This is a genomic window from Micromonospora sp. BS32 (genome assembly GCF_059089345.1).
On record NZ_JBSSHR010000004.1, the window covers coordinates 116,196 to 140,090 of the forward strand.

24 protein-coding genes are annotated in these 23,895 nt (G+C 73.3%); 14 read left to right on the forward strand and 10 right to left on the reverse strand.

Annotation, left to right across the window (positions count from 1 at the left end; translation table 11 throughout):
• Window positions 1-104: 104 nt before the first annotated feature.
• From AC5RWQ_RS08140 to AC5RWQ_RS08155, 4 genes are all read right to left on the reverse strand, one after another.
• Complete coding sequence (locus AC5RWQ_RS08140; protein ID WP_494282118.1) at window positions 105-1,910, reverse strand: ABC-F family ATP-binding cassette domain-containing protein; 1,806 nt, start codon at window positions 1,908-1,910, stop codon at window positions 105-107.
• A 108-nt stretch (window positions 1,911-2,018) separates the two neighbouring features.
• The gene (locus tag AC5RWQ_RS08145; protein ID WP_494282119.1) at window positions 2,019-2,975 is read right to left on the reverse strand and encodes a 4-(cytidine 5'-diphospho)-2-C-methyl-D-erythritol kinase; all 957 of its coding nucleotides are present in this window, start codon (window positions 2,973-2,975) and stop codon (window positions 2,019-2,021) included.
• A gap of 145 nt (window positions 2,976-3,120) precedes the next feature.
• Window positions 3,121-3,990 carry a 16S rRNA (adenine(1518)-N(6)/adenine(1519)-N(6))-dimethyltransferase RsmA gene (gene rsmA, locus AC5RWQ_RS08150; protein WP_494282120.1) on the reverse strand — a complete coding sequence of 290 codons (870 nt, stop codon included), beginning with the start codon at window positions 3,988-3,990 and terminating at the stop codon, window positions 3,121-3,123.
• A gap of 32 nt (window positions 3,991-4,022) precedes the next feature.
• Window positions 4,023-4,922, reverse strand: a complete 900-nt coding sequence (locus AC5RWQ_RS08155) for a TatD family hydrolase (protein ID WP_494282121.1) — start codon at window positions 4,920-4,922, stop codon at window positions 4,023-4,025.
• Window positions 4,923-5,004: 82 nt separating this feature from the next.
• On the opposite strand from AC5RWQ_RS08155, the gene AC5RWQ_RS08160 reads away from it, so the two are divergent.
• Window positions 5,005-6,246: a hypothetical protein gene (locus AC5RWQ_RS08160; protein WP_494282122.1), complete on the forward strand. Its 1,242-nt coding sequence runs from the start codon at window positions 5,005-5,007 to the stop codon at window positions 6,244-6,246.
• Between the two features lie 72 nt (window positions 6,247-6,318).
• Window positions 6,319-7,170: an alpha/beta fold hydrolase gene (locus AC5RWQ_RS08165; protein WP_494282123.1), complete on the forward strand. Its 852-nt coding sequence runs from the start codon at window positions 6,319-6,321 to the stop codon at window positions 7,168-7,170.
• A gap of 69 nt (window positions 7,171-7,239) precedes the next feature.
• On the opposite strand, the gene metG is transcribed toward AC5RWQ_RS08165, so the two are convergent.
• Window positions 7,240-9,042, reverse strand: coding sequence for a methionine--tRNA ligase (gene metG, locus AC5RWQ_RS08170; RefSeq protein ID WP_494282124.1), 1,803 nt, complete (start codon window positions 9,040-9,042; stop codon window positions 7,240-7,242).
• Between the two features lie 152 nt (window positions 9,043-9,194).
• Between metG and AC5RWQ_RS08175 the strand changes: the two genes are divergently transcribed.
• The gene (locus tag AC5RWQ_RS08175; RefSeq protein WP_494282125.1) at window positions 9,195-9,374 is read left to right on the forward strand and encodes a hypothetical protein; all 180 of its coding nucleotides are present in this window, start codon (window positions 9,195-9,197) and stop codon (window positions 9,372-9,374) included.
• 5 nt (window positions 9,375-9,379) lie between these two features.
• Here AC5RWQ_RS08175 and rsmI read toward each other — a convergent pair whose 3' ends face one another.
• Window positions 9,380-10,219, reverse strand: a complete 840-nt coding sequence (gene rsmI / locus AC5RWQ_RS08180) for a 16S rRNA (cytidine(1402)-2'-O)-methyltransferase (protein ID WP_494282381.1) — start codon at window positions 10,217-10,219, stop codon at window positions 9,380-9,382.
• Window positions 10,220-10,312: 93 nt separating this feature from the next.
• Between rsmI and AC5RWQ_RS08185 the strand changes: the two genes are divergently transcribed.
• The 3 genes from AC5RWQ_RS08185 to AC5RWQ_RS08195 all read left to right on the forward strand — a co-directional run bounded on the left by AC5RWQ_RS08185 (window position 10,313) and on the right by AC5RWQ_RS08195 (window position 14,626).
• The gene (locus tag AC5RWQ_RS08185) at window positions 10,313-11,989 is read left to right on the forward strand and encodes a dolichyl-phosphate-mannose--protein mannosyltransferase (RefSeq protein WP_494282126.1); all 1,677 of its coding nucleotides are present in this window, start codon (window positions 10,313-10,315) and stop codon (window positions 11,987-11,989) included.
• A 577-nt stretch (window positions 11,990-12,566) separates the two neighbouring features.
• A complete protein-coding gene (locus AC5RWQ_RS08190) occupies window positions 12,567-13,844 on the forward strand; it encodes a VWA domain-containing protein (protein ID WP_494282127.1) in 1,278 nt (425 codons plus the stop codon).
• Window positions 13,844-14,626 carry a peptidase gene (locus AC5RWQ_RS08195; RefSeq protein WP_494282128.1) on the forward strand — a complete coding sequence of 261 codons (783 nt, stop codon included), beginning with the start codon at window positions 13,844-13,846 and terminating at the stop codon, window positions 14,624-14,626. The genes AC5RWQ_RS08190 and AC5RWQ_RS08195 overlap by 1 nt, the downstream gene beginning before the upstream one ends.
• A 53-nt stretch (window positions 14,627-14,679) precedes the next feature.
• On the opposite strand, the gene AC5RWQ_RS08200 is transcribed toward AC5RWQ_RS08195, so the two are convergent.
• Window positions 14,680-14,898 carry a hypothetical protein gene (locus AC5RWQ_RS08200; RefSeq protein WP_494282129.1) on the reverse strand — a complete coding sequence of 73 codons (219 nt, stop codon included), beginning with the start codon at window positions 14,896-14,898 and terminating at the stop codon, window positions 14,680-14,682.
• 199 nt (window positions 14,899-15,097) lie between these two features.
• Between AC5RWQ_RS08200 and AC5RWQ_RS08205 the strand changes: the two genes are divergently transcribed.
• From AC5RWQ_RS08205 to AC5RWQ_RS08215, 3 genes are all read left to right on the forward strand, one after another.
• A complete protein-coding gene (locus AC5RWQ_RS08205) occupies window positions 15,098-15,253 on the forward strand; it encodes a hypothetical protein (protein WP_494282130.1) in 156 nt (51 codons plus the stop codon).
• Window positions 15,246-15,902: a 4'-phosphopantetheinyl transferase family protein gene (locus AC5RWQ_RS08210; protein WP_494282131.1), complete on the forward strand. Its 657-nt coding sequence runs from the start codon at window positions 15,246-15,248 to the stop codon at window positions 15,900-15,902. The genes AC5RWQ_RS08205 and AC5RWQ_RS08210 overlap by 8 nt, the downstream gene beginning before the upstream one ends.
• Window positions 15,903-15,964: 62 nt before the next feature.
• Window positions 15,965-16,915, forward strand: coding sequence for a DUF4352 domain-containing protein (locus AC5RWQ_RS08215; RefSeq protein WP_494282132.1), 951 nt, complete (start codon window positions 15,965-15,967; stop codon window positions 16,913-16,915).
• A gap of 55 nt (window positions 16,916-16,970) precedes the next feature.
• Here the strand turns inward: AC5RWQ_RS08215 and AC5RWQ_RS08220 are convergent, their stop codons facing one another.
• Complete coding sequence (locus AC5RWQ_RS08220; protein ID WP_494282133.1) at window positions 16,971-17,636, reverse strand: hypothetical protein; 666 nt, start codon at window positions 17,634-17,636, stop codon at window positions 16,971-16,973.
• Between the two features lie 155 nt (window positions 17,637-17,791).
• Between AC5RWQ_RS08220 and AC5RWQ_RS08225 the strand changes: the two genes are divergently transcribed.
• Window positions 17,792-18,721, forward strand: coding sequence for a serine hydrolase domain-containing protein (locus tag AC5RWQ_RS08225; RefSeq protein WP_494282134.1), 930 nt, complete (start codon window positions 17,792-17,794; stop codon window positions 18,719-18,721).
• Window position 18,722: 1 nt separating this feature from the next.
• Here AC5RWQ_RS08225 and AC5RWQ_RS08230 read toward each other — a convergent pair whose 3' ends face one another.
• Window positions 18,723-19,523, reverse strand: a complete 801-nt coding sequence (locus AC5RWQ_RS08230) for an inositol monophosphatase family protein (RefSeq protein WP_494282135.1) — start codon at window positions 19,521-19,523, stop codon at window positions 18,723-18,725.
• Window positions 19,524-19,747: 224 nt separating this feature from the next.
• Here AC5RWQ_RS08230 and AC5RWQ_RS08235 point away from each other — a divergent pair, with 224 nt between their 5' ends.
• The 4 genes from AC5RWQ_RS08235 (at window position 19,748) to AC5RWQ_RS08250 (ending at window position 22,901) form a co-directional block, all read left to right on the forward strand.
• A complete protein-coding gene (locus AC5RWQ_RS08235; RefSeq protein ID WP_494282136.1) occupies window positions 19,748-20,359 on the forward strand; it encodes a dihydrofolate reductase family protein in 612 nt (203 codons plus the stop codon).
• Between the two features lie 250 nt (window positions 20,360-20,609).
• Window positions 20,610-21,593, forward strand: coding sequence for a hypothetical protein (locus AC5RWQ_RS08240; protein ID WP_494282137.1), 984 nt, complete (start codon window positions 20,610-20,612; stop codon window positions 21,591-21,593).
• 115 nt (window positions 21,594-21,708) lie between these two features.
• Complete coding sequence (locus AC5RWQ_RS08245; RefSeq protein ID WP_494282138.1) at window positions 21,709-22,503, forward strand: arsenate reductase/protein-tyrosine-phosphatase family protein; 795 nt, start codon at window positions 21,709-21,711, stop codon at window positions 22,501-22,503.
• The gene (locus tag AC5RWQ_RS08250) at window positions 22,500-22,901 is read left to right on the forward strand and encodes a VOC family protein (RefSeq protein WP_494282139.1); all 402 of its coding nucleotides are present in this window, start codon (window positions 22,500-22,502) and stop codon (window positions 22,899-22,901) included. Before AC5RWQ_RS08245 ends, AC5RWQ_RS08250 begins: the two co-directional genes overlap by 4 nt.
• Window positions 22,902-22,925: 24 nt before the next feature.
• Here the strand turns inward: AC5RWQ_RS08250 and AC5RWQ_RS08255 are convergent, their stop codons facing one another.
• Window positions 22,926-23,702, reverse strand: a complete 777-nt coding sequence (locus AC5RWQ_RS08255) for a helix-turn-helix transcriptional regulator (protein WP_494282140.1) — start codon at window positions 23,700-23,702, stop codon at window positions 22,926-22,928.
• Between the last annotated feature and the right edge of the window lie 193 nt (window positions 23,703-23,895).

Sequence of the window (23,895 nt, forward strand, 5' to 3'; positions counted from 1 at the left end):
TCCAACGCCGTTCGGATGAGGGGTCGCCGACGATTGTCCCGCACGCCGGGATGTGACGCCGCACACGGGGTGGCGTCCCGGCGCGGCGCGGCGTCGGCGGCCGGTCAGACCGGCGGGATCTCGTCGGCCAGGGCCAGCCAGGTCTCCTCGGTCCGTTCCCTTTCGGCCCGGAGCTCCTTGAGCTGCGCGTCGAGTTCGGCGACCCGCGCGTAGTCGGTGGCGTGCGTGGCGAGCTGGTCGAGCAGCGCCGTCTCCTTCTGCTCCAGCTTGCCGATCTGCCGTTCCAGCCGGGTCAGCTCCTTGCGGGCCTGCCGGGCCTCGGCGGCCGACATGCCGGTGGCGGCGGGCGCACCCGGCGTGGTGGTGGCGGTGACGGCCTCGATGCGGGCCGGCTCGGCCCCGCCGGCCCGGGACAGGTACTCGTCGACGCCGCCGGGCAGGTGCACCAGCCGACCGTCGCCGAACATCCCGTAAACCGAGTCGGTGACCCGTTCGATCAGGTACCGGTCGTGGCTGGCCACGATGATCGTGCCGGGCCAGGAGTCGAGCAGGTCCTCCAGCGCGGCGAGGGTGTCGGTGTCGAGGTCGTTGGTGGGCTCGTCGAAGAGGAGCACGTTCGGCTCGGTGGCGAGCAGCCGGAGCATCTGGAGCCGGCGTCGCTCACCGCCGGAGAGGTCGCCGACCGGCGTCCAGAGCCGCCGGTCGTCGAAGCCGAAGACCTCGGCGAGCTGCGCGGCGGAGATCTCCCGGTCGCCGAGCTGGACCCGACGGGCGACCTCCTCGACGGCTTCCAGGACCCGCAGGTGGCCGGGGAGTTCGGCGAGTTCCTGGGAGAGGAACGCCGGCTTGACCGTCGATCCGGTGGCGAACCGGCCGCCGTCGGGGCCCGTCACCCCGGCGAGCATCCGCAGCAGGGTGGTCTTGCCGGCCCCGTTGCGGCCCAGGATGGCGATCCGGTCGCCGGGGCCGACCTGCCAGGTGACGCCGTGCAGGATCTCCTTCGGGCCGGCGTGCAGGGTGACCTGTTCCAGGTCGTACACCTGCTTGCCGAGCCGTGCGGTGGCGAGCCGTTGCAGCGACATGGTGTCGCGCGGCGGCGGCACGTCGGCGATCAGCGCGTTGGCCGCGTCGATCCGGAACCGCGGCTTGGAGGTCCGGGCCGGCGGGCCCCGGCGCAGCCAGGCGATCTCCTTGCGGAGCAGGTTCTGCCGGCGGGCCTCGGTGGCCGCAGCCACCCGCTCGCGCTCCACCCGGGCCAGGGTCCAGGCGGCGAAGCCGCCCTCGTACGCCCGGACGGCCTGGTCGGCGACCTCCCAGGTGAAGGTGCAGACCGCGTCGAGGAACCACCGGTCGTGGGTGACCACGACCAGGGCGCCCTTGCGGCCGACCAGGTACTTCGCCAGCCAGTCGACGCCGCCCACGTCGAGGTGGTTGGTGGGCTCGTCGAGGATCAGCAGGTCCGACTCGCGGACCAGCAGCGCGGCCAGCGCGACCCGGCGGCGTTCACCGCCGGACATCGGGCCGACCGGCTGGTCGAGGCCGAGGTGCGGCATGCCCAGGCCGTCGAGGATGCCCCGGACGCCGGCGTCGCCGGCCCACTCGTGCTCGGCGCCCATGCTCTCGCCGAGCCAGGCGGTGCCGAGCACCACGTCCCGGACGGTCGCCTCGGGGGCCAGCGTGAGGTTCTGCGGCAGCCAGAGCACCCGCAGGTCCCGGCGGTGGGTGACCCGGCCGCCGTCCGGGTCCTCCTGCTTGGTGAGCAGCCGCAGCAGGGTCGACTTGCCGGCGCCGTTGAGGCCGACCACGCCGATCCGGTCGGCGTCGTCGAGGCCGAGCGAGACGTCGGTGAGCAGCGGCCCGGCGGCGCCGTACCCCTTGGACACCCGGTCCAGGTTGACGATGTTGGCCACGACCTCACCTCCCATGATGATCAAAGGCGTCCCGGTGCCGGCGGGCACCTGGGGACGCCTGGCCCAAGGGTACGCGGACCGCCCGGCCCGCCCGGTGGGGCGTACGGGTCAGGCCACCCGGGCCCCGGCGACCGGGCCGTGCGCGACCCGAGCCTCCCGGCACACCTGGGCGGCCTCCAGCTCGGCGGCGATCCGCTCCGCGTCGGCGGCGTCGGCGGCGAGGAAGACGCAGGTCGGCCCGGAGCCGGAGACGATGCCGGCGAGCGCGCCGGCCGCCTCCCCCGCCTTGAGGGTGTCGGCCAGCGCGGGGCGCAGCGACAGGGCGGCGTCGGAGAGGTCGTTGCCGAGGGTGGCGGCGAGCACCCGGGGGTCGCGCTGGCGCAGCGCGCCGAGCAGGGCATCGGTGCTGCCCAGCGGCTCCCGGGCGGCGCCGGCGTCGCGGAGCCGGTCCAGCTCCCGGTAGGCGGCCGGGGTGGAGATGCCACCGTCGGCGACCGCGACCACCCAGTGCCAGGAGGTGGGGCGGACCAGCACCGGGCTGACCGCCTCGCCCCGGCCGGTGCCGAGCGCGGTGCCGCCGTAGATCAGGAACGGCACATCGGAGCCGAGGTCGGCGGCGATGGACGCCAACTCGTCGCGGGACAGCCCGGTGCCCCAGAGCGTGTCGCAGGCGACCAGGGCGGCGGCCGCGTCGGCGCTGCCGCCGGCCAGCCCGCCGGCGAGCGGGATCTGCTTGCGCAGGTGCAGCCGGGCGTGCGGCGGGACGCCCGCGTACCCGGCGAGGGCGTGGGCGGCCCGGATCACCAGGTTGGAGTCGTCCAGGGCCAGCTCGCCGGTGCCCTCGCCCTCCATGGTGAGGGTGAGCGTGTCGCCGCGGCGGGCGGTGAGCTCGTCGTGGATGGAGATCGCGTGGTAGACGGTGTTCAGCTCGTGGTAGCCGTCCTGGCGCAGCGGCCCCACCCCGAGGTGCAGGTTGACCTTGGCGGGCACCCGGACCTTGACCGGTCCGCTGGCCCCGCGCCGCTGCTGCTCGTCCTCGTCGTCCGGTCGCCAGGCCTCGGTCACTGGGGGACGTCCCGCGGGCGCAGGCGGATGTCGAACAGCTTGGTCACGATCAGCTCCTCGGCGGAGTCGGCGACCGGTTCGTGCCGGCCGTCAACCGGGTCGTACGCGTACACGTGCGGCGCCCGGGGGCGGGCACGGCGTCAGCCTAACCGGCGGTGGGTGCGGCGGTCGGGGCCGACGCGGCGATGGCGGCGAACTGCTCCACGGTGAGTGACTCCCCGCGTGCGCCCGGGTCGACCCCGGCGGCGATGAGCGCGGCGGCGGCCCGGTCGGCCCCACCGGCCCAGCCGGCCAACGCCGCGCGCAACGTCTTGCGGCGCTGCGCGAACGCCGCGTCGACCACGGCGAAGACCCGCTGGCGGGCGACGTCGTCGCGGGGCGGTTCCCGGCGGGTGAAGGCGACGAGGCCGGAGTCGACGTTCGGTACCGGCCAGAACACGTTCGGCGGCACCTTGCCGGCGGCCCTCGCCCGGGAGTACCAGGCCAGCTTGACCGACGGGATGCCGTACACCTTGGAGCCGGGGCCGGCGACCAGCCGATCGGCGACCTCCTTCTGCACCATCACCAGGCCGTGCCGCAGGGTGGGCAGCTCGGCGAGCAGGTGCAGCACCACCGGCACCGCGACGTTGTACGGCAGGTTCGCCACCAGCGCGGTGGGCGCCGGTTCGGCCAGCTCGGCGGCGGTGATCCGCAACGCGTCGGCCCGGTGCACGGTGAGCCGGGCGGCGTCCGGGCCGGCGTGCCGGGCGGCGGTCTCCGGCAGTGCCCCGGCCAGCGTGGGGTCGATCTCCACGGCGTGCACGTGCGCGGCGACCGGCAGCAGGGCCAGGGTGAGCGAGCCGAGCCCCGGCCCCACCTCCAGCGCCACGTCGTCCGGGGCGAGCCCGGCGGCGGTGACGATCCGGCGGACCGTGTTGGGGTCGTGCACGAAGTTCTGGCCGAGCTTCTTGGTCGGGGCGACGCCCAGCCGGGCGGCGAGTTCCCGGATCTCCGCCGGGCCGAGGAGACCGGTCACGCCCCGTAGCGTAGCGGCGGGCTCCGGCCCGCTCACCACGGGCCGAAGACCCGGTCGCCGGTGGCGGAGATGGCGGCGCAGAGCGCGTCGAGGTCGGCGCCGGTGGTCTCGGCGAGCGACCGGACCGTCAGCGGGATCAGGTACGACGCGTTCGGCCGCCCCCGGTGCGGCATCGGGGTCAGGTAGGGCGCGTCGGTCTCGACCAGGATCTGGTCGAGCGGGGTGAGCGCGGCGGCCTCGCGCAGCGCGGTGGCGCTGCCGAAGGTGACCGTGCCGGCGAAGCTGAGCAGGTATCCCCGGCGGACGCACTCGGCGGCGAAGTCCGCGTCGCCGGAGAAGCAGTGCAGCACCACCGTGTCGGGTGCGCCCTCGTCGTCGAGGATCCGCAGCACGTCGGCGTGCGCGTCGCGGTCGTGGATGACCAGCGTCTTGCCGTACCGCTTGGCGATGGCGATGTGCGCCCGGAAGCTCTCCTCCTGCGCGGCGCGCCCCTCGTCGCCGGTCCGGAAGAAGTCCATCCCGGTCTCGCCGATCCCGCGGACCCGGTCCCGGCCGGCGAGCGCCTCGATCTGCCGCAGCGCCTCGTCGAGGTCGGCCAGCCGGGGCGCGTCGTTGGGGTGCAGCGCGACGGTGGCCAGCACCGCCGGGTACTTCTCGGCGACCTCGGCGCTCCAGCGGGAGGAGTCCACGTCCACGCCCACCTGGACCAGCCGGTCCACGCCGACGCCGGCGGCCACCTCGATGGCCGCGGCGACCGGGTCGTCGACGGGGCCGCCGGCGGGCGCCCCGGCCTCGCTGACCGTGATGTCGAGGTGGGTGTGGCTGTCCAGCACGGGGCGGGGCAGCGGCTCGGGCGCGGGCGGGAACTCCCCGGCGCGACGGGCGGCGCGCTGCTTGCGGGTTTCGGTCGGCTCACTCATCGCGGCCAGCATCACACACCGCCACCGGGTCACGTTTCCCGGTCGCCACCGACTGTTCACCGGTTCGGCATCCGCGGCGCTTAACGTCGCGGGGGTGAGCGTCACCCCTCAGGCCAGCGGCGCCGAACGGACCGGCCCGCACGTGACGTACGACGGTGCGGTGTACCCGGCGGAGGAACTCGCCCGGGGATCGGCCTACGAACTGTTCAGCGCCGACGAGGTGGCCGGTTTCGAGTGGGCCCCCCGGCCGGGCTCGGCGCTGCCGTGGCGCAGGTTCGTGCACGCCAGCGAGGTGACGGCGGTGCACGGCACGGCGGAGGCCGGCGAGGAGCCGGACGCGCCGTTGATGGTGCCGCTGCACCGGGAGCGGGGCTGGGCGTACGTGCACCAGCTCAGTCAGCAGCCCGGCGCGGCCGGCGACCCGACCCTGGCCGCGGTGCGCGGCTCGGCGGTGGTCCGCCGGGGCACCCGCATGGTCAAGGTGCTCTCCGCCCGACAGTTGGGCGGGTACGTGCGGGGCTGGCTGCCGCACGGCTTCTGCTACCGGGAGCACGACGTGGCCCACCTGCGGACGCCCGCGGCGCTCGCGGTGCTGCGCGGCGACGGCACGAGCGGTCGGGACGGCACCGACATCGCGTACGCGCTGCGCTGGCGGGCCGCCGACCCGGGCGACTACGACGTGCCGGCCGGCGAGGCGCACCGGGGCCTGCTGGCGCTGCCGCCGCGGGACCGGCTCGGGCCACCGGTGCTGGGCACCGGGTTCGTGCCGAGCAGCGCCCAACTGATCCCGGAGTTCGTCACCCGCGACTTCGCGGACCTGCCGATGCCGGCGAACGCCACCCTGCTGGCCTACACCGCCGAGGGCCGGGAGGTGGTGCTCTACACCTATCAGGCGGAGCAGCGGGGCTGGTTGCGGATGGTGGGCCCGCAGTGGCGGCACCTGCTGGCCGCGGTGCCGGGCCTCTCCCCCGACCAGGAGTACGTCCCGACCGGCGACGCGCCCCGCTCGACGCAGCTGGTCGGCGGTCACGGCGGCGGCGAGTACGAGGCGGTGGCCGACCTGCCCGGCGGGTTCCGGGTGCTGGCGATGACCCGGGCCGCCCGCTATCCGGTGGACTCGGTGGCCCGCCGGCTGCGGTACGCGCAGTGGCGGGACGTGCCGTGTCTGGTGATGCGGGAGGAGGCGGGCTGGCTGCGGTTGCGGCTGTGCCGGCCGGATCCGGACTCGGTGCTGGACATCGGGGCGCAGTGCCACGAACGGGGCGTCTACGAGACGTGGGCGCCGGGCAGCGAGGTCACCGACGATCGGGTGGTGGACCTGCCGTACGCCCTGTGACCGGGGGGTGCATAACGGTGGACCGGCCGGGAATGCGCGGGGCGTCCGACGTCCATGGATCAGGAGACCCGCATGCCTTTCATCACTGTCGGCACCGAGAACTCGGCGCCCATCGACCTGTACTACGAGGATCACGGCTCCGGCCAGCCGGTGGTGCTGATCCACGGTTTCCCGTTCAACGGCGCGACCTGGGAGAAGGTGAGCATCAAGCTGCTCGACGCCGGCTACCGGGTGATCACGTACGACCGGCGGGGCTTCGGCGCGTCCAGCCAGCCGACGTCGGGGTACAACTACGACACCTTCGCCGCCGACCTCGACATGATCATGACCGAGCTGAACCTGCGGGACGCGATGCTCGTGGGCCACTCGATGGGCACCGGTGAGGTGACCCGCTACCTGGGCACGTACGGCTCGAACCGGGTGAGCAGGGCGGTGCTGCTCGCCCCGCTGGCGCCGTTCCTGCTGAAGACGGCGGACAACCCGGAGGGCGTGGACAAGAAGCTCTTCGACGGCTTCCAGCAGGCGATCCTGGCGGACCGGTTCGCCTATCTGACCACCTTCTGCGACGCGTTCTTCAACTACTCGGAGAACAAGGGCAAATGGGTCAGCGAGGAGGCGTTCCGAGGGCACTGGAACATCGGCGCGATCGCGTCGGCGAAGGGCACCCACGACAGCGTGGATGCCTGGCAGACCGATTTCCGGGCCGACCTGCCCAAGATCGACGTGCCGGTGCTGATCGTGCAGGGCGACAAGGACAACGTGCTGCCGTACCCGGCGACCGGGCAGCGGCTCCAGCCGATGCTGCCGAACAGCGAGTTGATCACGTTGAAGGGCGCGCCGCACGGCACGCCGTGGACGCACGCCGACGAGGTCACCGCGGCGATGATGAAGTTCTTCGGCCAGCCCAGCATGGCCCGCGCCTGACCGGCGCCGGTGAACGCCGCACGGCCCCCGGGAAAGCTCCCCCGGGGGCCGCGTCGTCGTACGGGTGGGTCAGCCGGCCAGCCGGGCCAGCTCCTCCTCGACGATGACCGGGTCGAGCTTGCGGAAGACCGGCTTCGGCGCGGCGAGCGGCGTGCCGGCCACCAGCGGTACGGGCTCCCAGCGCGCCCCGACCGTGTAGTCCCCGGTCAGCACCGGGTACCCCGGGCCGCCGTCGAGGTCCTCGACCTCCTCCAGGACCGGCATGGGCGCGTGTACGCCGGTGCCGCCGAGCAGCTCGTGGATCTTCTGGGCGGAGTGCGGCAGAAACGGGGTGAGCAGCGTGTTCGCGTCGCTGACCACCTGGAGCGCGACGTGCAGGATGGTGCCCATCCGCGGCTTGTCGGCCTCGTCCTTGAGCTTCCACGGGGCCTGCTCGGAGAGGTACTTGTTCGCCTCGGCGACGACCCTCATCGCCTCGCCGATGGCCTGCTTCTGCCGGTGCCGGGCGATCAGCTCGCCCACGGTGGTGAAGCCGGTCTTCGCCACCGCGAGCAGCGCCTCGTCGGCCTCGGTCAGCCCGGCCGGGTCGACCGGCGGGATCGCCCCGAAGTTCTTCGCCGCCATGGAGACGGACCGGTTGACCAGGTTGCCCCAGCCGGCGACCAGCTCGTCGTTGTTGCGGCGGAGGAACTCCGACCAGGTGAAGTCGGTGTCGTTGCTCTCCGGGCCGGCGGCGGCGATGAAGTAGCGCAGCGCGTCGGCGTCGTACCGCTCGAGGAAGTCCCGGACGTAGATGACGACCTTGCGGGACGAGGAGAACTTCCGCCCCTCGATGGTGAGGTACTCGCTGGAGACGACCTCGGTGGGGAGGTTGAGCCGGCCGAGCTGGCCCGGCTCGCCGTCGTTCCCGCCCTCGCCGGAGTAGCCGGCGAGCAGCGCCGGCCAGATCACCGAGTGGAAGACGATGTTGTCCTTGCCCATGAAGTAGTAGCCGCGGGCGTCCTTCCCCTCGGCGTCGGCGGACCACCAGCTGCGCCACGCCTCCGGGTCGCCGGAGCGGCGGGCCCACTCGATGGAGGCCGACAGGTAGCCGATCACCGCGTCGAACCAGACGTAGATCCGCTTGTCGGAGCGGTCGCGCCAGCCGTCCAGCGGGATGGGTACGCCCCACTCCAGGTCCCGGGTGATGGCCCGGGGCTGGAGGTCGTCGAGCAGGTTGCGCGAGAACCGCAGCACGTTGGGGCGCCAGCCCTCGCGGGTGTCCAGCCACTGGCGCAGCACCTCGGCCAGGGCCGGCAGGTCGAGGAAGAAGTGCTCGGTCTCGACGAACTCCGGCGTCTCGCCGTTGATCTTGGACTTCGGGTTGATCAGGTCGATCGGGTCGAGCTGGTTGCCGCAGTTGTCGCACTGGTCGCCGCGGGCGCTGTCGTAGCCGCAGATCGGGCAGGTGCCCTCGATGTAGCGGTCGGGCAGGGTCCGGCCGGTGGACGGGGAGATCGCCCCGGTGGTCACCTTGGGGACGATGTAGCCGTTGCGGTGCATCCCCTCGAACAGCTCCTGCACCACCGCGTAGTGGTTGCGGGTGGTGGTCCGGGTGAACAGGTCGTACGACAGCCCGAGCGCGCGCAGGTCCTCGGCGATCACCCGGTTGTACCGGTCGGCCAGCTCGCGGGGGGTGACCCCCTCGGCGTCGGCCTGCACCTGGATCGGCGTGCCGTGCTCGTCGGTGCCGGAGACCATGAGCACGTCGTGACCGGCCATCCGCATGTACCGGGAGAAGACGTCGGAGGGAACGCCGAATCCGGATACGTGGCCGATGTGGCGCGGACCGTTGGCGTAGGGCCAGGCGACCGCGGCGAGAACGTGACTCATGACCAGCAAGCCTAGTGACCGGCCCGGGGTGCCCGCGAACCAATAGGCCTCCCCGGCCCGCCGGACCCCTTCGTGCCCGCCTGCCCGATTTATCACCGACACGCGGCCTGAGCTGCCCGAACCCGCCCGGGACGCGGTGTCCAATGACTGTCGTGACTGCCAGGCGAGCGGGGCCCGACGAGACCTCCCCCGGCACGACGGCAGCCCGGGCCGGCGAGCCGGGCGGACCGGGGCGACCCGGCTGGCCGAGCGGTCAGCGCCGCTGGGCGGTGGCCGGTGCGTACGCCGGGCCACTGCTGATCACCGTGGGGTTCCTGCTCGCCGCCGGGTGAGACCGTCAGCTGTGCACGATCGTGTACACGTCCTTGCGGCGCAGCCCGTACCCGGTGGCCACCTCGCTGATCGCGTCCCGGCGGGACATCCCGGTGGCCTCGCGCTCGGCCACCGCGGCGCGCAGCGTGTCGTCGTCGGGCCGCTCGGCCGGGGTCTCCGGCGCGCCGGCCACCACCAGGGTGATCTCGCCGCGCGGCTCGTGCTCGGCGGCCCACTCGGCCAGCTCGCCGAGCGGCCGGCGGACGATCTCCTCGTACGTCTTGGTCAGCTCCCGGCAGAGCGCGGCCGGGCGGTCGGCGCCGAACGTGGCGGCCAGGTCGGCCAGCGCGCCGGAGATCCGGTGCGGGGCCTCGAAGATGACCAGCGTCCGCTCCTCGGTGGCCAGCGTCCGCAGCCGGGACCGGCGGGTGCCGGGCGAGCGGGGCAGGAAGCCCTCGAAGCAGAACCGGTCGCAGGGCAGGCCGGAGAGCGCCAGGGCGGTGGTGACCGCGCTCGGCCCGGGGGCGGCGGTGACCGGCACGCCGGCGTCCAGGGCGGCCCGGACCAGCCGGTAGCCGGGGTCGGAGACGCTGGGCATACCGCCGTCGGTGACCAGGGCGATCGTGTACCCGTTGGTGAGCACCTCGACCAGCTCGGGGGTGCGCCGCTCCTCGTTGCCCTCGAAGTAGGAGACGATCCGCCCGCCGACGGTCACGTCGAGGTCGCGGGCCAGTCGGGTGAGCCGGCGGGTGTCCTCCGCGGCGACGACGTCGGCGGCGGCGAGCACCTCCCGGAACCGGGCCGAGGCGTCGGCGGGATTGCCCAGCGGCGCGCCGAGCAGGATCAGCCGCCCGAGGTCGGACATTTCACCCACGGGATGCGCTCCTTCATCGACGGCGGTACCCAATCTCGGGGACGACGGACGCCACCGGGCACCTCCGCAGCCTACGATCGCCGGGTGACGAGTGCGTCGACAGCACAGAGCGCGAGCGCGGACCGCCCCGAGCAGGGCGTCCCACCGGCCGGCGCCGCCGCGATCCCGGCGGTCGTCCGCCGTCGGCTCGCCACGGTCGAGGCCCGGCTGGACGTGAACTCGTGGGTCGCCACCGCCGTGGTGGTGACGATCGCCGCGGTCCTGCGCCTGCTCGGCCTGAGCGGCCCCAAGGGCAAGATCTTCGACGAGATCTACTACGCCCGCGACGGCTATGGGCTGATCGACAAGGGCGTCGAGTGGAACTACAAGGACAACGGCCCGTCGTACGTGGTGCACCCGCCGCTGGGCAAGTGGCTGATCGGGCTCGGTGAGTGGGCCTTCGGGTACTCCGACCAGGAGCTCAACATCTCCGTCCCGGGGCACCTGTTCACCACCGCCCCGGAGTTCGGCTGGCGGATCGCCGCCGCGCTCGCCGGCATCCTGTCGGTGCTGATGCTGACCCGGATCGCCCGGCGAATGTTCCACTCCACCACGCTCGGCTGCGCCGCCGGCCTGCTGCTCGCGCTGGACGGCTTCCACCTCGTGCTCTCCCGTACCGCGCTGCTCGACATCTTCCTGCTGCTCTTCGTGCTGGCCGCCTTCGGCGCGCTGGTGCTCGACCGGGACGCCCGCCGGCGGCGCTGGAGCCGGGCGCTGGCGGCCGGGCTCGACCCGACCGCGCCGGGGCGGGCCGCACGGCCGGCCGGCGGCTGGCGGACCTGGCCGTGGTGGCGGCTGGTCGCCGGGGTGCTGCTCGGCTGCGCCTGCGGGGTGAAGTGGAGCGCGCTCTACTTCATCCCGGCGTTCGGGCTGCTGGCGCTGCTCTGGGAGGTCGGCGTCCGCCGCTCCGCCGGGGTACGCCGCCCGTGGCGGGACGCGCTCCTGGACGAGCTGCCCTGGCTGGTGCTGGCCGGGCTGCTGGTGGTCGGGACGTACGTGCTCACCTGGTCGGGCTGGCTGCTCACCGACGACGGCTACTACCGGCTGGCGGCGCGCTACCCGAACACCCCGGGGCTGAGCGACACCCCGTTCGTCGGGGCGTTGAACAACCTCTGGCAGTACCACAAGGCCGCGTTCGACTTCCACACCGGCCTGGAGACGCCGCACAAGTACCAGTCCTGGCCGTGGCAGTGGCTGCTGCTCGGCCGGCCGGTGGCCTTCTACTGGTCCGGCGACGGGGCCTGCGGGGCGGCCAGCTGCGCCGCGGAGATCCTGCTGCTCGGCACGCCGCTGCTCTGGTGGTCGTTCCTGCCCGCCCTCGGCGCGGTGGCCTGGCTGGGCATGGCCCGGCGCGACTGGCGGGCCGGGGCGATCCTGCTCAGCGTCGCCGCCGGCCTGCTCCCCTGGTTCTGGTTCGCCCTCGACGGCCGGACGATGTTCTCCTTCTACGCCGCCCCGGCGCTGCCGTTCCTGGTGCTCGCCGTGGTCTACGTGCTCGGCGCGATCGTCACGCCATCCGCGCCGGCCGGACTGACGCCGGCCGATCCCGAGGACGTGGCGGAGCGGGGCGCCGACCGCCGGCTGATCGGCGGCGTGATCGTGGGCGCGTACGTGCTGCTGGTGGCGGTCTGCTTCGCGTACTTCTATCCGATCTTCGTGGGCAACACCCTGCCGTACGACGACTGGTCGGCCCGGATGTGGCTGGACGGCCGCTGGATCTGACCGCGGCCGAGGGAGAGGTCGCCGCCCGGACCGAAAACGGCGGCTCGGACCGGGAATCGGACGCGACGGGGCCGGCGGGGTCGAGCGGGAAGTGGCGTCGTCCCGAGCGATTCGGCCGGCACGTGGCAGCGGCGGTACCCGGGCGGAAAATTAGAACGCGCCCCGATCGCCTGCCACGGGGGAAGCGGGCGATTGGGGCGCGCAAGAAGAGCTTAGCCACGTTGCGGCACCGGCACAACGGGTCGACTTCGGTCAGATTTCCGACGGATGCGCAGGGGTGCAAAAGGTTTACATCTGGCACCTAACGGACGGTCACCATGCACGGACGGTACGCGGAAGACAGCCGGGTGGTCCGTACCGTTTCATGCCCGATCACGAGGGTCAGCGAGCCGGGCCGAACCGCGCGTGGGACGGAGACGACCGCGCCGACGGCGGGTTGACGAGCGCAGGGGATCCGGGCACCACCGCCGAAAGTGACCGAAAGACCGAGGGACGGCACCGGATCGGCCGGAAGCCGCCCATCCGCCCGGCCGCCCCCAAATGATCATCCAAAGTGGATCTGACTACACTCCGCCCGGTGATCAACAAGAGACGACCGACAGCCGTCCTGATCGGGCTGTTGGCGGCGACCGTACTGACCGGCCCGGCGCCGGCCGTGGCGGACGAGGAGACACCCGCCGAACCGCCGAAGGTCGAGCTGGTGCTCGACGTCAGTGGCTCGATGCGGGCCCGGGACATCGACGGCCGAAGCCGGATCTCCGTCGCCCAGCAGGCCTTCGCCGAGGTGGTTGACGCGCTGCCCGAGGAGACCCAGCTCGGCATCCGGGTGCTCGGCGCCACCTACCGGGGCAAGGACAAGAAGCAGGGCTGCCAGGACACCCAGCAGATCGCGCCGGTCGGCCCGGTGGACCGGACCCAGGCCAAGGCGGCCGTGGCGACCCTGCGGCCGACCGGCTTCACCCCGGTCGGGCTCGCCCTGCGCGCCGCCGCCCAGGACCTGGGCACCGGCCCCACCGTCCGGCGGATCGTGCTGATCACCGACGGCGAGGACACCTGCGCGCCCCCGGACCCGTGCGAGGTGGCCCGGGAGCTGGCCGCCCAGGGTACGAAGCTGGTGGTCGACACCCTCGGCCTGGCGCCCGACGACAAGGTCCGCCGGCAACTGCTCTGCATCGCCGGCGCGACCGGCGGCACCTACACCGCCGCACAGAGCGCCGACGAGCTGACCGGCCGGATCAAGCAGCTGGTCGACCGGGCGCAGGAGACCTACACCGCGGCGCCCACGGTGGTCGACGGCACGACGCAGTGCGCGAACGCGCCGCTGCTCGCGCCCGGCGTGTACAGCGACCGGGAGGCGTTCTCCCAGCACCGCTGGTACCGGGTGCCGGTCCGCCCCGGGCAGGAGCTGCGCGCCTCGGCGAGCGTGGCGCTGGACCGACCGGTGAACTTCGACCACGGGGTCCTGGTCCGGGCCACCGCCACGGACGGACGCGAACTGGTCCGCGGTTCCGACGCCGGAAGCGGGCGTACCGACGTGGTGTCGGCCGGGCTGCGCTGGTCGGCCACCGAGGACGGCACCGCGCCCAGCCCCGAGGCCACCGACGCGCCGGTCCCCGCCACCACGGTCTGCCTGGTGGTCAGCAACTCCTTCGCGCCCCGGCCGGGCACCCGGACCACCCCCGGCATGCCGGTCGAGTTGACCGTCGACGTGGTCGCCTCCTCCCCCGCCCCGGCCGCGCCGGACCTCGGGCGGGGCTGGGTCCTGCTCGCCCTGCTCACCCTGGCCGGCCTGGTCACCGGCCTGCTCGTCGGCCTGCTCACCCGCTGGTGGGTCGCCACCTGGAGGCAGCACTGATGCGCACCCCGACCATCCGGACCGGCGCGGCGCTGACCGCCGCCGGTCTGACCCTGCTGGCCGCCCCCGCCCCGGCCTCGGCCGAGGCCCCCACCCCGTCCCCCGGGGCCACCCCGGTCACCCGGGCCGGCACGTCCTTCCTCACCGCCACCGGGATCGCCGCCGGCCAGCCGGTCCGGGTGAACGCCTCCACCGGCGACTTCCTCTACTGGTCGTTCCCCGCCTCGGCCGGCCAGCGGCACGAGGTCACGACGACCGTGTCGTTCCCGAAGCCGCACACCGGCGCCTCCACCTGGACGGTCCAGGTCTTCGACGGGCTGCGCCGCCGGCAGGCGTGCACGGCCGGCGCGCAGGCGCCCACCGTGGACGCCTCGGCCCGTGCCGTGACGCTCGGCTGCACGCTGCGCCAGGTCCGCTCCTGGGCCGAGCCCTGGTCGGCCGACCCGCTGCCCGGCACGTACTACCTCCGGCTCTCCGTGGTCGACCTGCCCGAGCCGGACCTCGGGCTCCCGGTCGACGTGGAACTGCTGGTCACCGCCGACGGCGACGGGTCACGCGACGACGGCGAGCTCAAGGCGCCGCTGGTGCCGAACCCGAAGGCCGGCGCGGTGCTGACCGACGAGCCGGCGGCCGCCAAGGCCGACGAGGAGGACGACGCGGGGTTCGCCGACCGGTTGCCCACGCTCGGCTCGCGCTGGGTGTGGAGCACGGTCGGTGGAGTTCTCGCCGCGGTCGCCGGCGTGGTCGGCTTCGCGCTGACCCGCCGCCCCCGGCGGTCCTGACCGCGACCGGTGGCCCACTCCGCCCAATGGGGGGGCGTGGGCCACCGGTCACCTCACGACTGCAACGGCCCCCTCGGCAGCCAACCGATGAACCGGGCCCGCAGGGACGCGCCCGGCGTCGCGGGCAGGTCCGCGCTCGCCGCGGCCAGACAGGATCCCAGGTAGACGCTGAGGGAAGCCCGGTCCGCCTGGAACTCCGTCAGCAGCCGGGCCCGCTTCTCGGCGCACGGCCACTCCTCCCCACAGGAGCCGCAGGTCCACCCGGGAGTCATCGGAACATGCTCCTCGAGCGGGGACCGCAGGGGTTCCATACCATCGGACATCGTCACTTCCTCTCAGCTTCCGCGACGGTCCGCCGGAAACGGCGACCCGTCGGCCTCGCGACGCACAGCCCGAATCGGCTCCCCAGCAACGCCTTTACAGCGCCAGGCCACCCTCCGCCGTTACGTCGTTGCGGTACGTTCACCAGCCATGGCCGTGACCGACTTTCCCGTCGACCGGATCCTGGCCCGGCGGGCGGCCCGCCCGCTGTCGGGCCGCCCCGCCGACGTCGACGTGGACACCGTGGTCGGCCGACCGGCTCGGGCGCGGCTGCTCTCGTATCCAAAGGGGGTGGGTGATGCGTGACCTGCTGCCACCGACGGTCGTGGTGGTGGAGGCCGACGCGGCGGACTGGGTGGGCGAGTTGCTCCCCGCCGAGGTGGCGGGGCTCGGCGAGCGCGCGGTGGAGAGCCGACGGCGCGACTTCACCGCCGGCCGGGTCTGCGCCCGGCGGGCGATGGCCGCGCTGGGCGTGCCCACCGCGCCCGTCGTCGCGGCCCCCGACCGCTCCCCGGTCTGGCCGACCGGGGTGGTCGGCACGATCACCCACACCCGTGGCTACTGCGCCGCCGCGGCCGCCCGGCTGGCCGACGTCCGGTCGGTGGGCATGGACGCCGAGCGGCACAGGGAGCTCAGTCCGGGGGTACGCCGGCTGATCCTGCGCGCCGAGGAGGAGGAGCAGCTGTCCCGGCTGCCGGCCGGAGCGGGCTGGCCGGTGGTGGTGTTCAGTGCCAAGGAGACCGTCTACAAGGTCTGGCACCCGGTGGTGGGCTCCTGGTTGGACTTCCAGGACGCCACGGTGACGCTGGACCCCGACGCCGGGACGTTCACCGCCCGGATCAACCCGCAACGGGTGGCGGCGGCGACGGTCACCGACCCTCCGGCGCTGCTCACCGGTCGGTTCGCGGTCACCGGTGATCTGGTCCGCACCGCGGCGGTGCTACCGCACCGCTGAGCGGTTGCGCCCACCCACTAGCGTCCAGGCGTTACCGATCTATCGACGTGCCGAGGAGTACGGTGAGCCAGCCCCAGCCCCCTTACGGGCCGCAGGATCCGAACCAGCAGCCCGCGGAGCCGACCCAGCCGTTCCCCACGGCCCCCGTGCCGCGGTACCCGGCCGACCCGACCGCGCCGCTGCCGCCGGTGTCGGGCGCGCCGCAGAGCCCCTACGCGCCGCAGAGCCCCTACGCGCCGCAGAACCCGTACGCCCCGCAGCCGCCGGTCTCCGGTACGCCGTACCCGCCGGTCTCCGGCGGCGGCTACCCGGCCCCGCCCAGCGGTCCCTGGCCGCCCGCTCCGGGCGCTCCGGGCGCGCCGGGCGCGCCGCTGCCGCCCGGCTACCCGGTGGCCGCGCCGAAGTCGAAGAAGAAGGTCTGGGTCATCGTCGGCATCGTGGTGGCGGCACTGGTGCTGCTCTGCTGCGGCGGTGTGGTCGCGGCCGCGGTCGTGGGCGGCAGGAAGGCCGCCGACAAGGCCGAGGAAATCGAGCGCTCGCTGCCCACCCCGGGCACCACGGTGGCGCCGGCGCTGCCCGGCGGGAAGCCGACCGCCACCGCCACCGACGGCGAGACGTTCAACATGGAGCCGGGTGCCACCCTGGTGCTCGAGGACGACGAGGGCACCATCGAGATCACCGTCCGCCGCTTCACCACCTCCACGAAGGGTTGCCGCTCGTTCGCCCCGGCCCCCGACAAGGGCCTCTACCTGATCGCCGATGTGACCGCCACGGTGACCAAGGGCAAGGCGTCGATCAACCCGTTCTACTTCCGCTGGATCGCCGAGGACGGCACCACGGTCAGCGGGCTGGCCGGGCTGCTCTCCGGCTGCGGCGGTGACCCGCTCTCCTCGGGCAACGGCATCCCGGCCGGCAGCAAGCGCTCCGGCGCGGTGGTCTTCGACGTGGCCGACCAGAACGGCGTGGTGGAGTACCAGCACAACTTCGAGTCCGCCGGCTCCTGGAAGCCCTGACCCGGCGCGAGCCTCACGGGCCGGCTCCCCCGACGGGGAGCCGGCCCGTTCCGGGCTACGGCTGCTGGTACGGCGGCTGCGGCGGCGCCCCGGCGGGCGCCGGCGGCTGCGGCCACTGCGTCTGCGGCGGAACCGGCTGCTGCCACTGCGCCGCCGCGGGGTTGCCCAGGGCCTGGGCCTGCTGCCAGCGCTGCGCCGCCCAGTGCTGTTCGACGGCGATGCGGACGGCCTCGGCCTGCTCGGCGAAGCGCGGGTGCGGCTTGCGGACCTGCAGCAGGGCGCCGTCGGCGGAGACGTGCCCGGAGGCGATCCCGCCCCACCCGGAGGCGGCGACGAAGCCCAGGCCCACCAACAGGGCGAAGACGAAGAGCACGACGATCATGCCCGCGGCGTCGCTGCCCTGCGGCACCGCCACGGCGAGGACGACCACCCCCAGGATGGCCAGCGCCACCACGCCGAGGCCGATGAGCAGGCGGCGCGTGCGCAGCCGGGCGCACTCCGCGCAGAACGGCCAGGCCGCCGCCTTCACGCGCTTCTGCAGCACCGCGGCGACGATCGCGAACACCAGCACCCCGAACGGCAGCAGGATGTAGACCCAGCCGGGGGTACGGGAGCGGAACAGCACCTTCTGGTGCCGGATGGCCGGCTCCCCGTGCCGGGCGCACACCTGCGGTACGCCTCCCCCGGCGGTCACGGCCGGGGCAGGCAGGTCGGCTGTCATCGGATGCCTCCAGGGGCGGAGCGGGAACAATTGGCGAAGGGGGAGTCTGCCGTACCCGTCGCCGCGGTGGGGGGCACCGGGGATGCTGTCGCGCCGGCCCGGCCGGAGATCGACGCCGGTGACACACGTCGGCGCACCGCCCTAGGCTGGGCCCCATGCCGACGCTGTCCGAGGTGCCCGGTTCGGTCCTGATCCGCCACGGGGACACCGTGGTCACCCAGACCACCGCCCCGAACTGCACACCGGGCACCCGGTTCCAGTTGGCGTCCGTGAGCAAACAGTTCACCGCGGCAGCCGTGCTGCTGCTCGCCCAACGCGGCGCGCTGGCGCTCGGCGACCGGATCGGGCGGTGGTTCGGCGCCGCTCCACCGCCCTGGCACGACATCACGCTGCATCAGCTGCTCACCCACACCTCCGGGCTGGGGCACTGGCACGACCATCCGATGATCAATCTGGCCCGGCGGGTGGAGCCGGACGACCTGGTACGGACCTTCCAACAGGTGCCACCGCTGTCCGCCCCCGGCGAGCGCTGGTACTACAGCAGCCCGGGCTACGTGCTGCTGGCCCAGGTGGTGGAGCGGGTGGCGGACCGGCCGTACCGCGACGTGCTCGCCGAGCAGATCTTCGCGCCGTCGGGCATGGCCGACACGTTCGCCGGCTCCCCGGGTGACCGCGACGACATCGCCCCTGGTCACGGGCCGGACGGCGCCCCGGTGCCGTCATGGGACCTGGACGTGGTGGGCATGGGCGCCGGTGACGTCTGGTCCACCACCGCCGACATGGTGACCTGGCTCGACGTCCTGGGGGCGGGGCGGCTGCTCGCCGAGCCGTACCGGACGCTGATGGTGACCGAGCGGGTGCCGACCGGCGGCCGGCCGACGGCGCGGGGCTACGGCTACGGCTGGTTCGTCGGCACGCTGGCCGGCGAGCCGCTGTTCCACCACGACGGCGGCAACGCGGGCTTCGTCTCGTTCGTCGGCTGCCTGCCCGGTACGGACCGCCGGATCGTGATGCTCAGCAATGTCGAGACGAGCGACCCGGCCGTCATCCACACCCTGCTCGCCTCGGCGCGCGACCACGGGTAGGTCATTGGCCGTCCGGGAGCTGGCCCGCGACGAGGGCGAGCAGGGCGTCGTGGGCCGGCCGGTCCGCCGCCACCACGAGGCCGCCGGCGCCGGTGTGCACCGGCTGCCCCCGCAGGTCGGTCACCACGCACCCGGCCGCCTGGCACAGCGCGATCCCGCTGGCGAAGTGCACGCTGTCCCGCAGGTCGCCGTCGGTGACGTAGGCGGCCCGCCGGCCGGCCGCCACCCAGGCCACCGCCAGGGTCGTGGAGACCACCCGGGGACGGAACCGCTCGACGAACCCGGCGTCGCCGAGCAGCCGTACGGCGCGGAAGCCCGGCGCGTTCGGGAACGGCGGGTCGAGGTTGACGTCCACCAGGTGCGAGCCGGCCGACGGCGTGAGCCGCTCGTCGACGCCGTCGTGCCGCACGTACGCGCCGACGCCGTCGGTCCAGAAGACCTCGTCGGTGAACGGGTCGGCCGAGGCCGCGACGGTGATGCCCGCCGGGGTGCGCAGGGCGACGTTCACCGCGACCAACATGGTGCGTACGGCGTAGTTGAGCGTGCCGCAGAGCGGGTCGACCAGCCACATCCGCTGCCCGCCGCCGCCCGTACGCCCGGTCTCCTCACCGGTCACGGCGTCGTCCGGCCGGGCGGCGCGGAGGACGTCGAGGATCACCTGCTCCGCCTCGATGTCGACGGCGGTGGCGAAGTCGCCGCCGGACTTCTCCACCCGGGTCAGGGTCGCGCCGTAGCGGTCCCGCACGACGGCGGCTCCGGCCCGGGCTGCCATGATCGCCAGTTCCTCGTCCGTGGTCGACATGCGGGTCAGGGTAGTGGCGGCCGGTCCACGTCCGACCCTCCGACCCGGACGGTCGGCGTGGGGCCGGCCCGACGACGTGTCTCGCACGAGTTCGTCGCACGTTTCCTCTAGCGTGGGTTTGCGTGGCGATTCGCGCCTTGTCGTGAATATCGCTCCAGCACGCCGGCCCTTCCGACGAGGCCGGGCTCCACCCCACTTCGGGACCTGAGGAAAGGGCACGAGAGATGAGAAAACTGGTCGTGCAGACCTTCCTGACCCTCGACGGCGTCATGCAGGCCCCCGGCGGCCCCGGGGAGGACGACGACAACGGCTTCGCGCACGGCGGCTGGTCGGTCAACTACTGGGACGAGCGGATGGGTGAGGTGATGACCGAGTCGATGGGCCGGCCGTTCGACCTCGTGCTCGGCCGCAGGACCTACGACATCTTCGCCGCCCACTGGCCGAAGGCGCCGGAGGAGGCCGGCGGCAAGCCGTTGAACGACGCCACCAAGTACGTCGCCTCACGGGGTCGCCCCACCCTGGAGTGGCGCAACTCGGTCCTGATCGAGGGCGACATAGCCGACGGGGTCGCGGCGCTGAAGCAGGGCGACGGGCCGGAGTTGCAGGTGCACGGCAGCGGCAACCTGGTCCAGACGCTGCTTCGCCACCAACTGGTCGACGAGTTCCGCCTGTGGATCTTCCCCGTCGTCATCGGAGCGGGCAAGCGCCTCTTCGCGGACGGGACGGTCCCCGGCGGGCTGACGCTCACCGACAGCACGGTCTCGACCACCGGGGTGATGATCGGCAGGTACGTGCCGGCGGGTGAGATCCCGCTCGGGTCGTTCGCGTTGGAGTGACGGCCGGCGGGTGGTCCTCGCCGGACGGTAAAAGGCCGTTCCCTGTCCGGGATCGGCCTTTCGCCTGTCGTCACCTCGATCCCGTACAGAAGTTCGCAGCGGGTCGAGCGGCCTCTGCCTGGGGTTCCGCATGATCATCTGTTCGGTGCCCCGGAACCGGCTTTCGGGCGACCTGCCGCTGCCTTCGGAGGATTTACCTTTCCGCGCCCCCACTTATGGTCGTGTCCTGACGATCTTCTGAGGGAGCTGCATGAGATTTCGAGTCCCTGTCGCGATGGCGGCGCTGTGCCTGTCCGCGGCAACTGTCGGGCTCGCCGCTCCGGCCAACGCGGCGACCACCTCCGCCGTGCAGTACGGCCAGCAGGGCGACGTGCCGGTGGCCCGGAACTACTACGGCGACAGCCGTACCGACCTCGCCGTGTGGCGGCCGTCGAACGGCACCTGGTACATCCGCGGCGCCTCCGCTGTCCGCTTCGGTCAGGCCGGTGACATTCCCGTGCCCGCCGACTACAACGGCGACGGCCGCGCCGAGCCCGCCGTGTTCCGGCCGTCGACCGGCACCTGGTACATCCTCGGCAGGAGCGGCGTCCGCTACGGCCAGTCGGGAGACGTTCCCGTGCCGGCGAACTACACCGGCGACGGCCGGGCGGAACTCGCGGTGTTCCGGCCGTCCACCGGCACCTGGTACATCCTCGGCATGAGCGCCATCCGCTACGGCCAGTCCGGGGACAAGCCGGTGGGCGCCCACTTCGCCGGCGACGGCCACGCCGACGTGGCGGTCTTCCGACCCTCGACCGGCACCTGGTACGTCCGCGGCCTGAGCGGCGTCCGCTACGGCCAGTCCGGCGACATCCCCGTGGCGGCCAACTACACCGGCGACAGCCGCGCGGAATTCTCCGTGTTCCGACCCGGGAACGGCACCTGGTACGTGCTGGGCACCTCAGCCATCACCTGGGGCGTCAACGGCGACGTGCCGCAGCCGGGCAACTACGGCGGTGACTACCGGGACGACCGTACGGTCTGGCGGCCCTCGAACGGGACCTGGTACATCCGGATCGAGGCCACTCCGACCCCGCCGCCGCCTTCCTGCGACCCGGCCTACCCCACGGTGTGCATCCCGCCGCCGCCGCCGGACCTGGACTGCGGCGACATCTCGTACCGGAACTTCAAGGTCCTGGCGCCGGACCCGCACGGGTTCGACGGAAACAACGACGGCGTCGGCTGCGAGTCCTGACGTCAGCACCACCATCGCCAAGGGGCCGTCCTCGACCGGGGGACGGCCCCTTGGCGCGAGGGTGTCTGATCGGACTGTTTACTCCATCAAGTGCATTTGATGTATTCTCCGGGTCGTGGCGTTGTCGAGTCAGGCTTATCCGGCGTTCGTGCGCCTGGCCGCCCATCCGCTGCGGTGGCGGCTGCTGACCGCACTCGCGAACAGCGACTACCGGGTCCGGGAGCTGGTCACGCTGACAGCTGAGCCGCAGAACCTGGTCTCCTACCATCTGCGGCTGCTGCGCGACGGCGGGCTGGTCACCGCCACCCGCAGCACCTTCGACGGCCGCGACAGCTACTACCACCTGGATCTGGATCGCTGCTCGGAGGCGCTGGCCGGCACCGGCGCCGCGTTGCACCCGGCGCTGCACCGGGAGCCCGCACCGCGCACACCCCCGGACGGCCTGCGGCGCTCGCCCCGCGTCGGCGTGCTGTTCGTGTGCACCGGCAACAGCGCCCGCTCACCGATCGCCGAGGCCCTGCTGCACCACCGCACCGGCGGCCAGGTCGAGGTGGCCAGCGCCGGCAGCCGACCCAAGCCACGCCTCCACCCCAACGCCGTACGGGTGCTGCGCGACGAGTTCGGCGTCGACATCACCGGCCGGCGCCCCCGGCACCTGGACACGCTGACCGGCCGTCGGCTCGACTACGTGATCAGCCTCTGCGACAAGGCCCGCGAGGCCTGCCCTGACTTCCCGGACCATCCTCGGCGGGTGCACTGGAGCATCCCCGACCCCACCACGGCCGGCGACACCGACCGGGCCAGCTACCCCGCCTTCCAGCACGCCGCGGCCGACATCGACAGCCGCATCAGGCATCTGCTGCCCGCACTCGCCGCCGACCAACCGTCCATGAAGGAGGTTCAGCCGTGACCGCACCCGACCGTTACGCCAGCGTCCGCTACCTCGTCGATGACGTCCAGCAGGCCGTCGACTTCTACACCACCCATCTTGGCTTCACGCTGAAGACCAGCGCCGCGCCCGCCTTCGCCGACGTGGTGCGCGGCCCGCTGCGGCTGCTGCTGTCCGGGCCGACCAGCTCGGGCGCCCGGGCCACCCCCGACGACGCTTCCACCGCTGGACGCAACCGCATCCATCTGATCGTCGGCGACCTGGATGCCGAGATCGACCGACTGCGCAACGCGGGAGTGCCCTTCCGCGGCGGCGTGGTCGCCGGCCCCGGCGGGCGCCAGATTCTGCTCACCGACCCGGCCGGCAACCTCATAGAACTGTTCCAACCCGCCCACCGACCGGGTACGCCCACACCCTGACCGCTAACGGGCGTCGACCGACGGTCAGGGGCGGGCGACGGGCCGATCGCTGAGGCTCGGCGGGCAGGCCCGGCCGATGACCATTCCCGCCTCCCACCTGGTCGCGACGCCGAACGCGTCCATGATCTTGCCGACGTCGCTGGTTACCGTCCTGGGGGAGACACCGAGCAGCCGGGCGATCGCCGCGTCCTTCGCGCCCTTGGACAGCAGCGCGACGACGTCCAACTGGCGCTCGGTGAGGCGGACGAGGCCCGGCATGTCGCGGACCGGCACGGCGGACCGATTCGTCTCGTGCCAGAGCTCGCAGAAGGCGGCCACCAGGTCCGGGTCGGAGCACAACCAGGCGGTCGGACGCCCGTCCGCGGTGTACGGGCCGGGGAACAGCGCGAGCCGCTCGTCGATGGCCAGGCCGATGCCCTGCACCTGCGCCACCGAGGTGTCGGGGTGGCAGGCGGCGGTGAGCGGCAGGTGCTCGGTGGGGTGGAGGATCATGTGCCCCTGGAGCTTCCTGGCCCGGGTACGGCGGTTGGGTAGACGTTCCCGGCGGGACGGGTCGAACGTGGAGCTGCGCTGGAGGTTGTAGACCACGTACCGGGTCGCGGCCTCCAGCATCGGCAGCCGGTCCAGGATCTCGGGCAGCCCCTCAGCGAAGAGGCGCACCTGGGGGTCATGCGCCTCGCCGTTCTGGACCGCGAGGATCCGCCGGCTCACCGCGACTTCCAGGGCCCGGGACATGCTGGCCAGCCTGTCCACGCCGGGATCGCCCGGACCGGCCGCCATTTCCCGTTTCGTGTCGCCCACGGCTGCACCCTTCAGGCTCGTCCCCCGTGCCCGATGTCGGGTACAGGGTGACACAGCCCGGCACGGGCTACGGTCGCCTGGCCGACCATCTGTGCGGCGGCCAAGCGACCTGCGGAAGCCGCAACAGGATGCACTCCCGGCGCCGTACCCGAATCAGCGGTTCGCCTGGTGGCGGACGGATCGGACCACCGTG

What these genes read in the sequence shown, in the direction of transcription:
- AC5RWQ_RS08200 (WP_494282129.1), bottom strand. Translation starts at nt 14,898, where the DNA reads ATGACTCCCGGGTGGACCTGCGGCTCCTGTGGGGAGGAGTGGCCGTGC.
- AC5RWQ_RS08225 (WP_494282134.1), top strand. Translation starts at nt 17,792, where the DNA reads ATGCCGACGCTGTCCGAGGTGCCCGGTTCGGTCCTGATCCGCCACGGG.
- AC5RWQ_RS08210 (WP_494282131.1), top strand. Translation starts at nt 15,246, where the DNA reads ATGCGTGACCTGCTGCCACCGACGGTCGTGGTGGTGGAGGCCGACGCG.
- AC5RWQ_RS08235 (WP_494282136.1), top strand. Translation starts at nt 19,748, where the DNA reads ATGAGAAAACTGGTCGTGCAGACCTTCCTGACCCTCGACGGCGTCATG.
- AC5RWQ_RS08240 (WP_494282137.1), top strand. Translation starts at nt 20,610, where the DNA reads ATGAGATTTCGAGTCCCTGTCGCGATGGCGGCGCTGTGCCTGTCCGCG.
- rsmI (WP_494282381.1), bottom strand. Translation starts at nt 10,219, where the DNA reads ATGTCCGACCTCGGGCGGCTGATCCTGCTCGGCGCGCCGCTGGGCAAT.
- AC5RWQ_RS08195 (WP_494282128.1), top strand. Translation starts at nt 13,844, where the DNA reads ATGCGCACCCCGACCATCCGGACCGGCGCGGCGCTGACCGCCGCCGGT.
- metG (WP_494282124.1), bottom strand. Translation starts at nt 9,042, where the DNA reads ATGAGTCACGTTCTCGCCGCGGTCGCCTGGCCCTACGCCAACGGTCCG.
- AC5RWQ_RS08230 (WP_494282135.1), bottom strand. Translation starts at nt 19,523, where the DNA reads ATGTCGACCACGGACGAGGAACTGGCGATCATGGCAGCCCGGGCCGGA.
- AC5RWQ_RS08155 (WP_494282121.1), bottom strand. Translation starts at nt 4,922, where the DNA reads ATGCTGGCCGCGATGAGTGAGCCGACCGAAACCCGCAAGCAGCGCGCC.
- AC5RWQ_RS08220 (WP_494282133.1), bottom strand. Translation starts at nt 17,636, where the DNA reads ATGACAGCCGACCTGCCTGCCCCGGCCGTGACCGCCGGGGGAGGCGTA.
- AC5RWQ_RS08205 (WP_494282130.1), top strand. Translation starts at nt 15,098, where the DNA reads ATGGCCGTGACCGACTTTCCCGTCGACCGGATCCTGGCCCGGCGGGCG.
- AC5RWQ_RS08165 (WP_494282123.1), top strand. Translation starts at nt 6,319, where the DNA reads ATGCCTTTCATCACTGTCGGCACCGAGAACTCGGCGCCCATCGACCTG.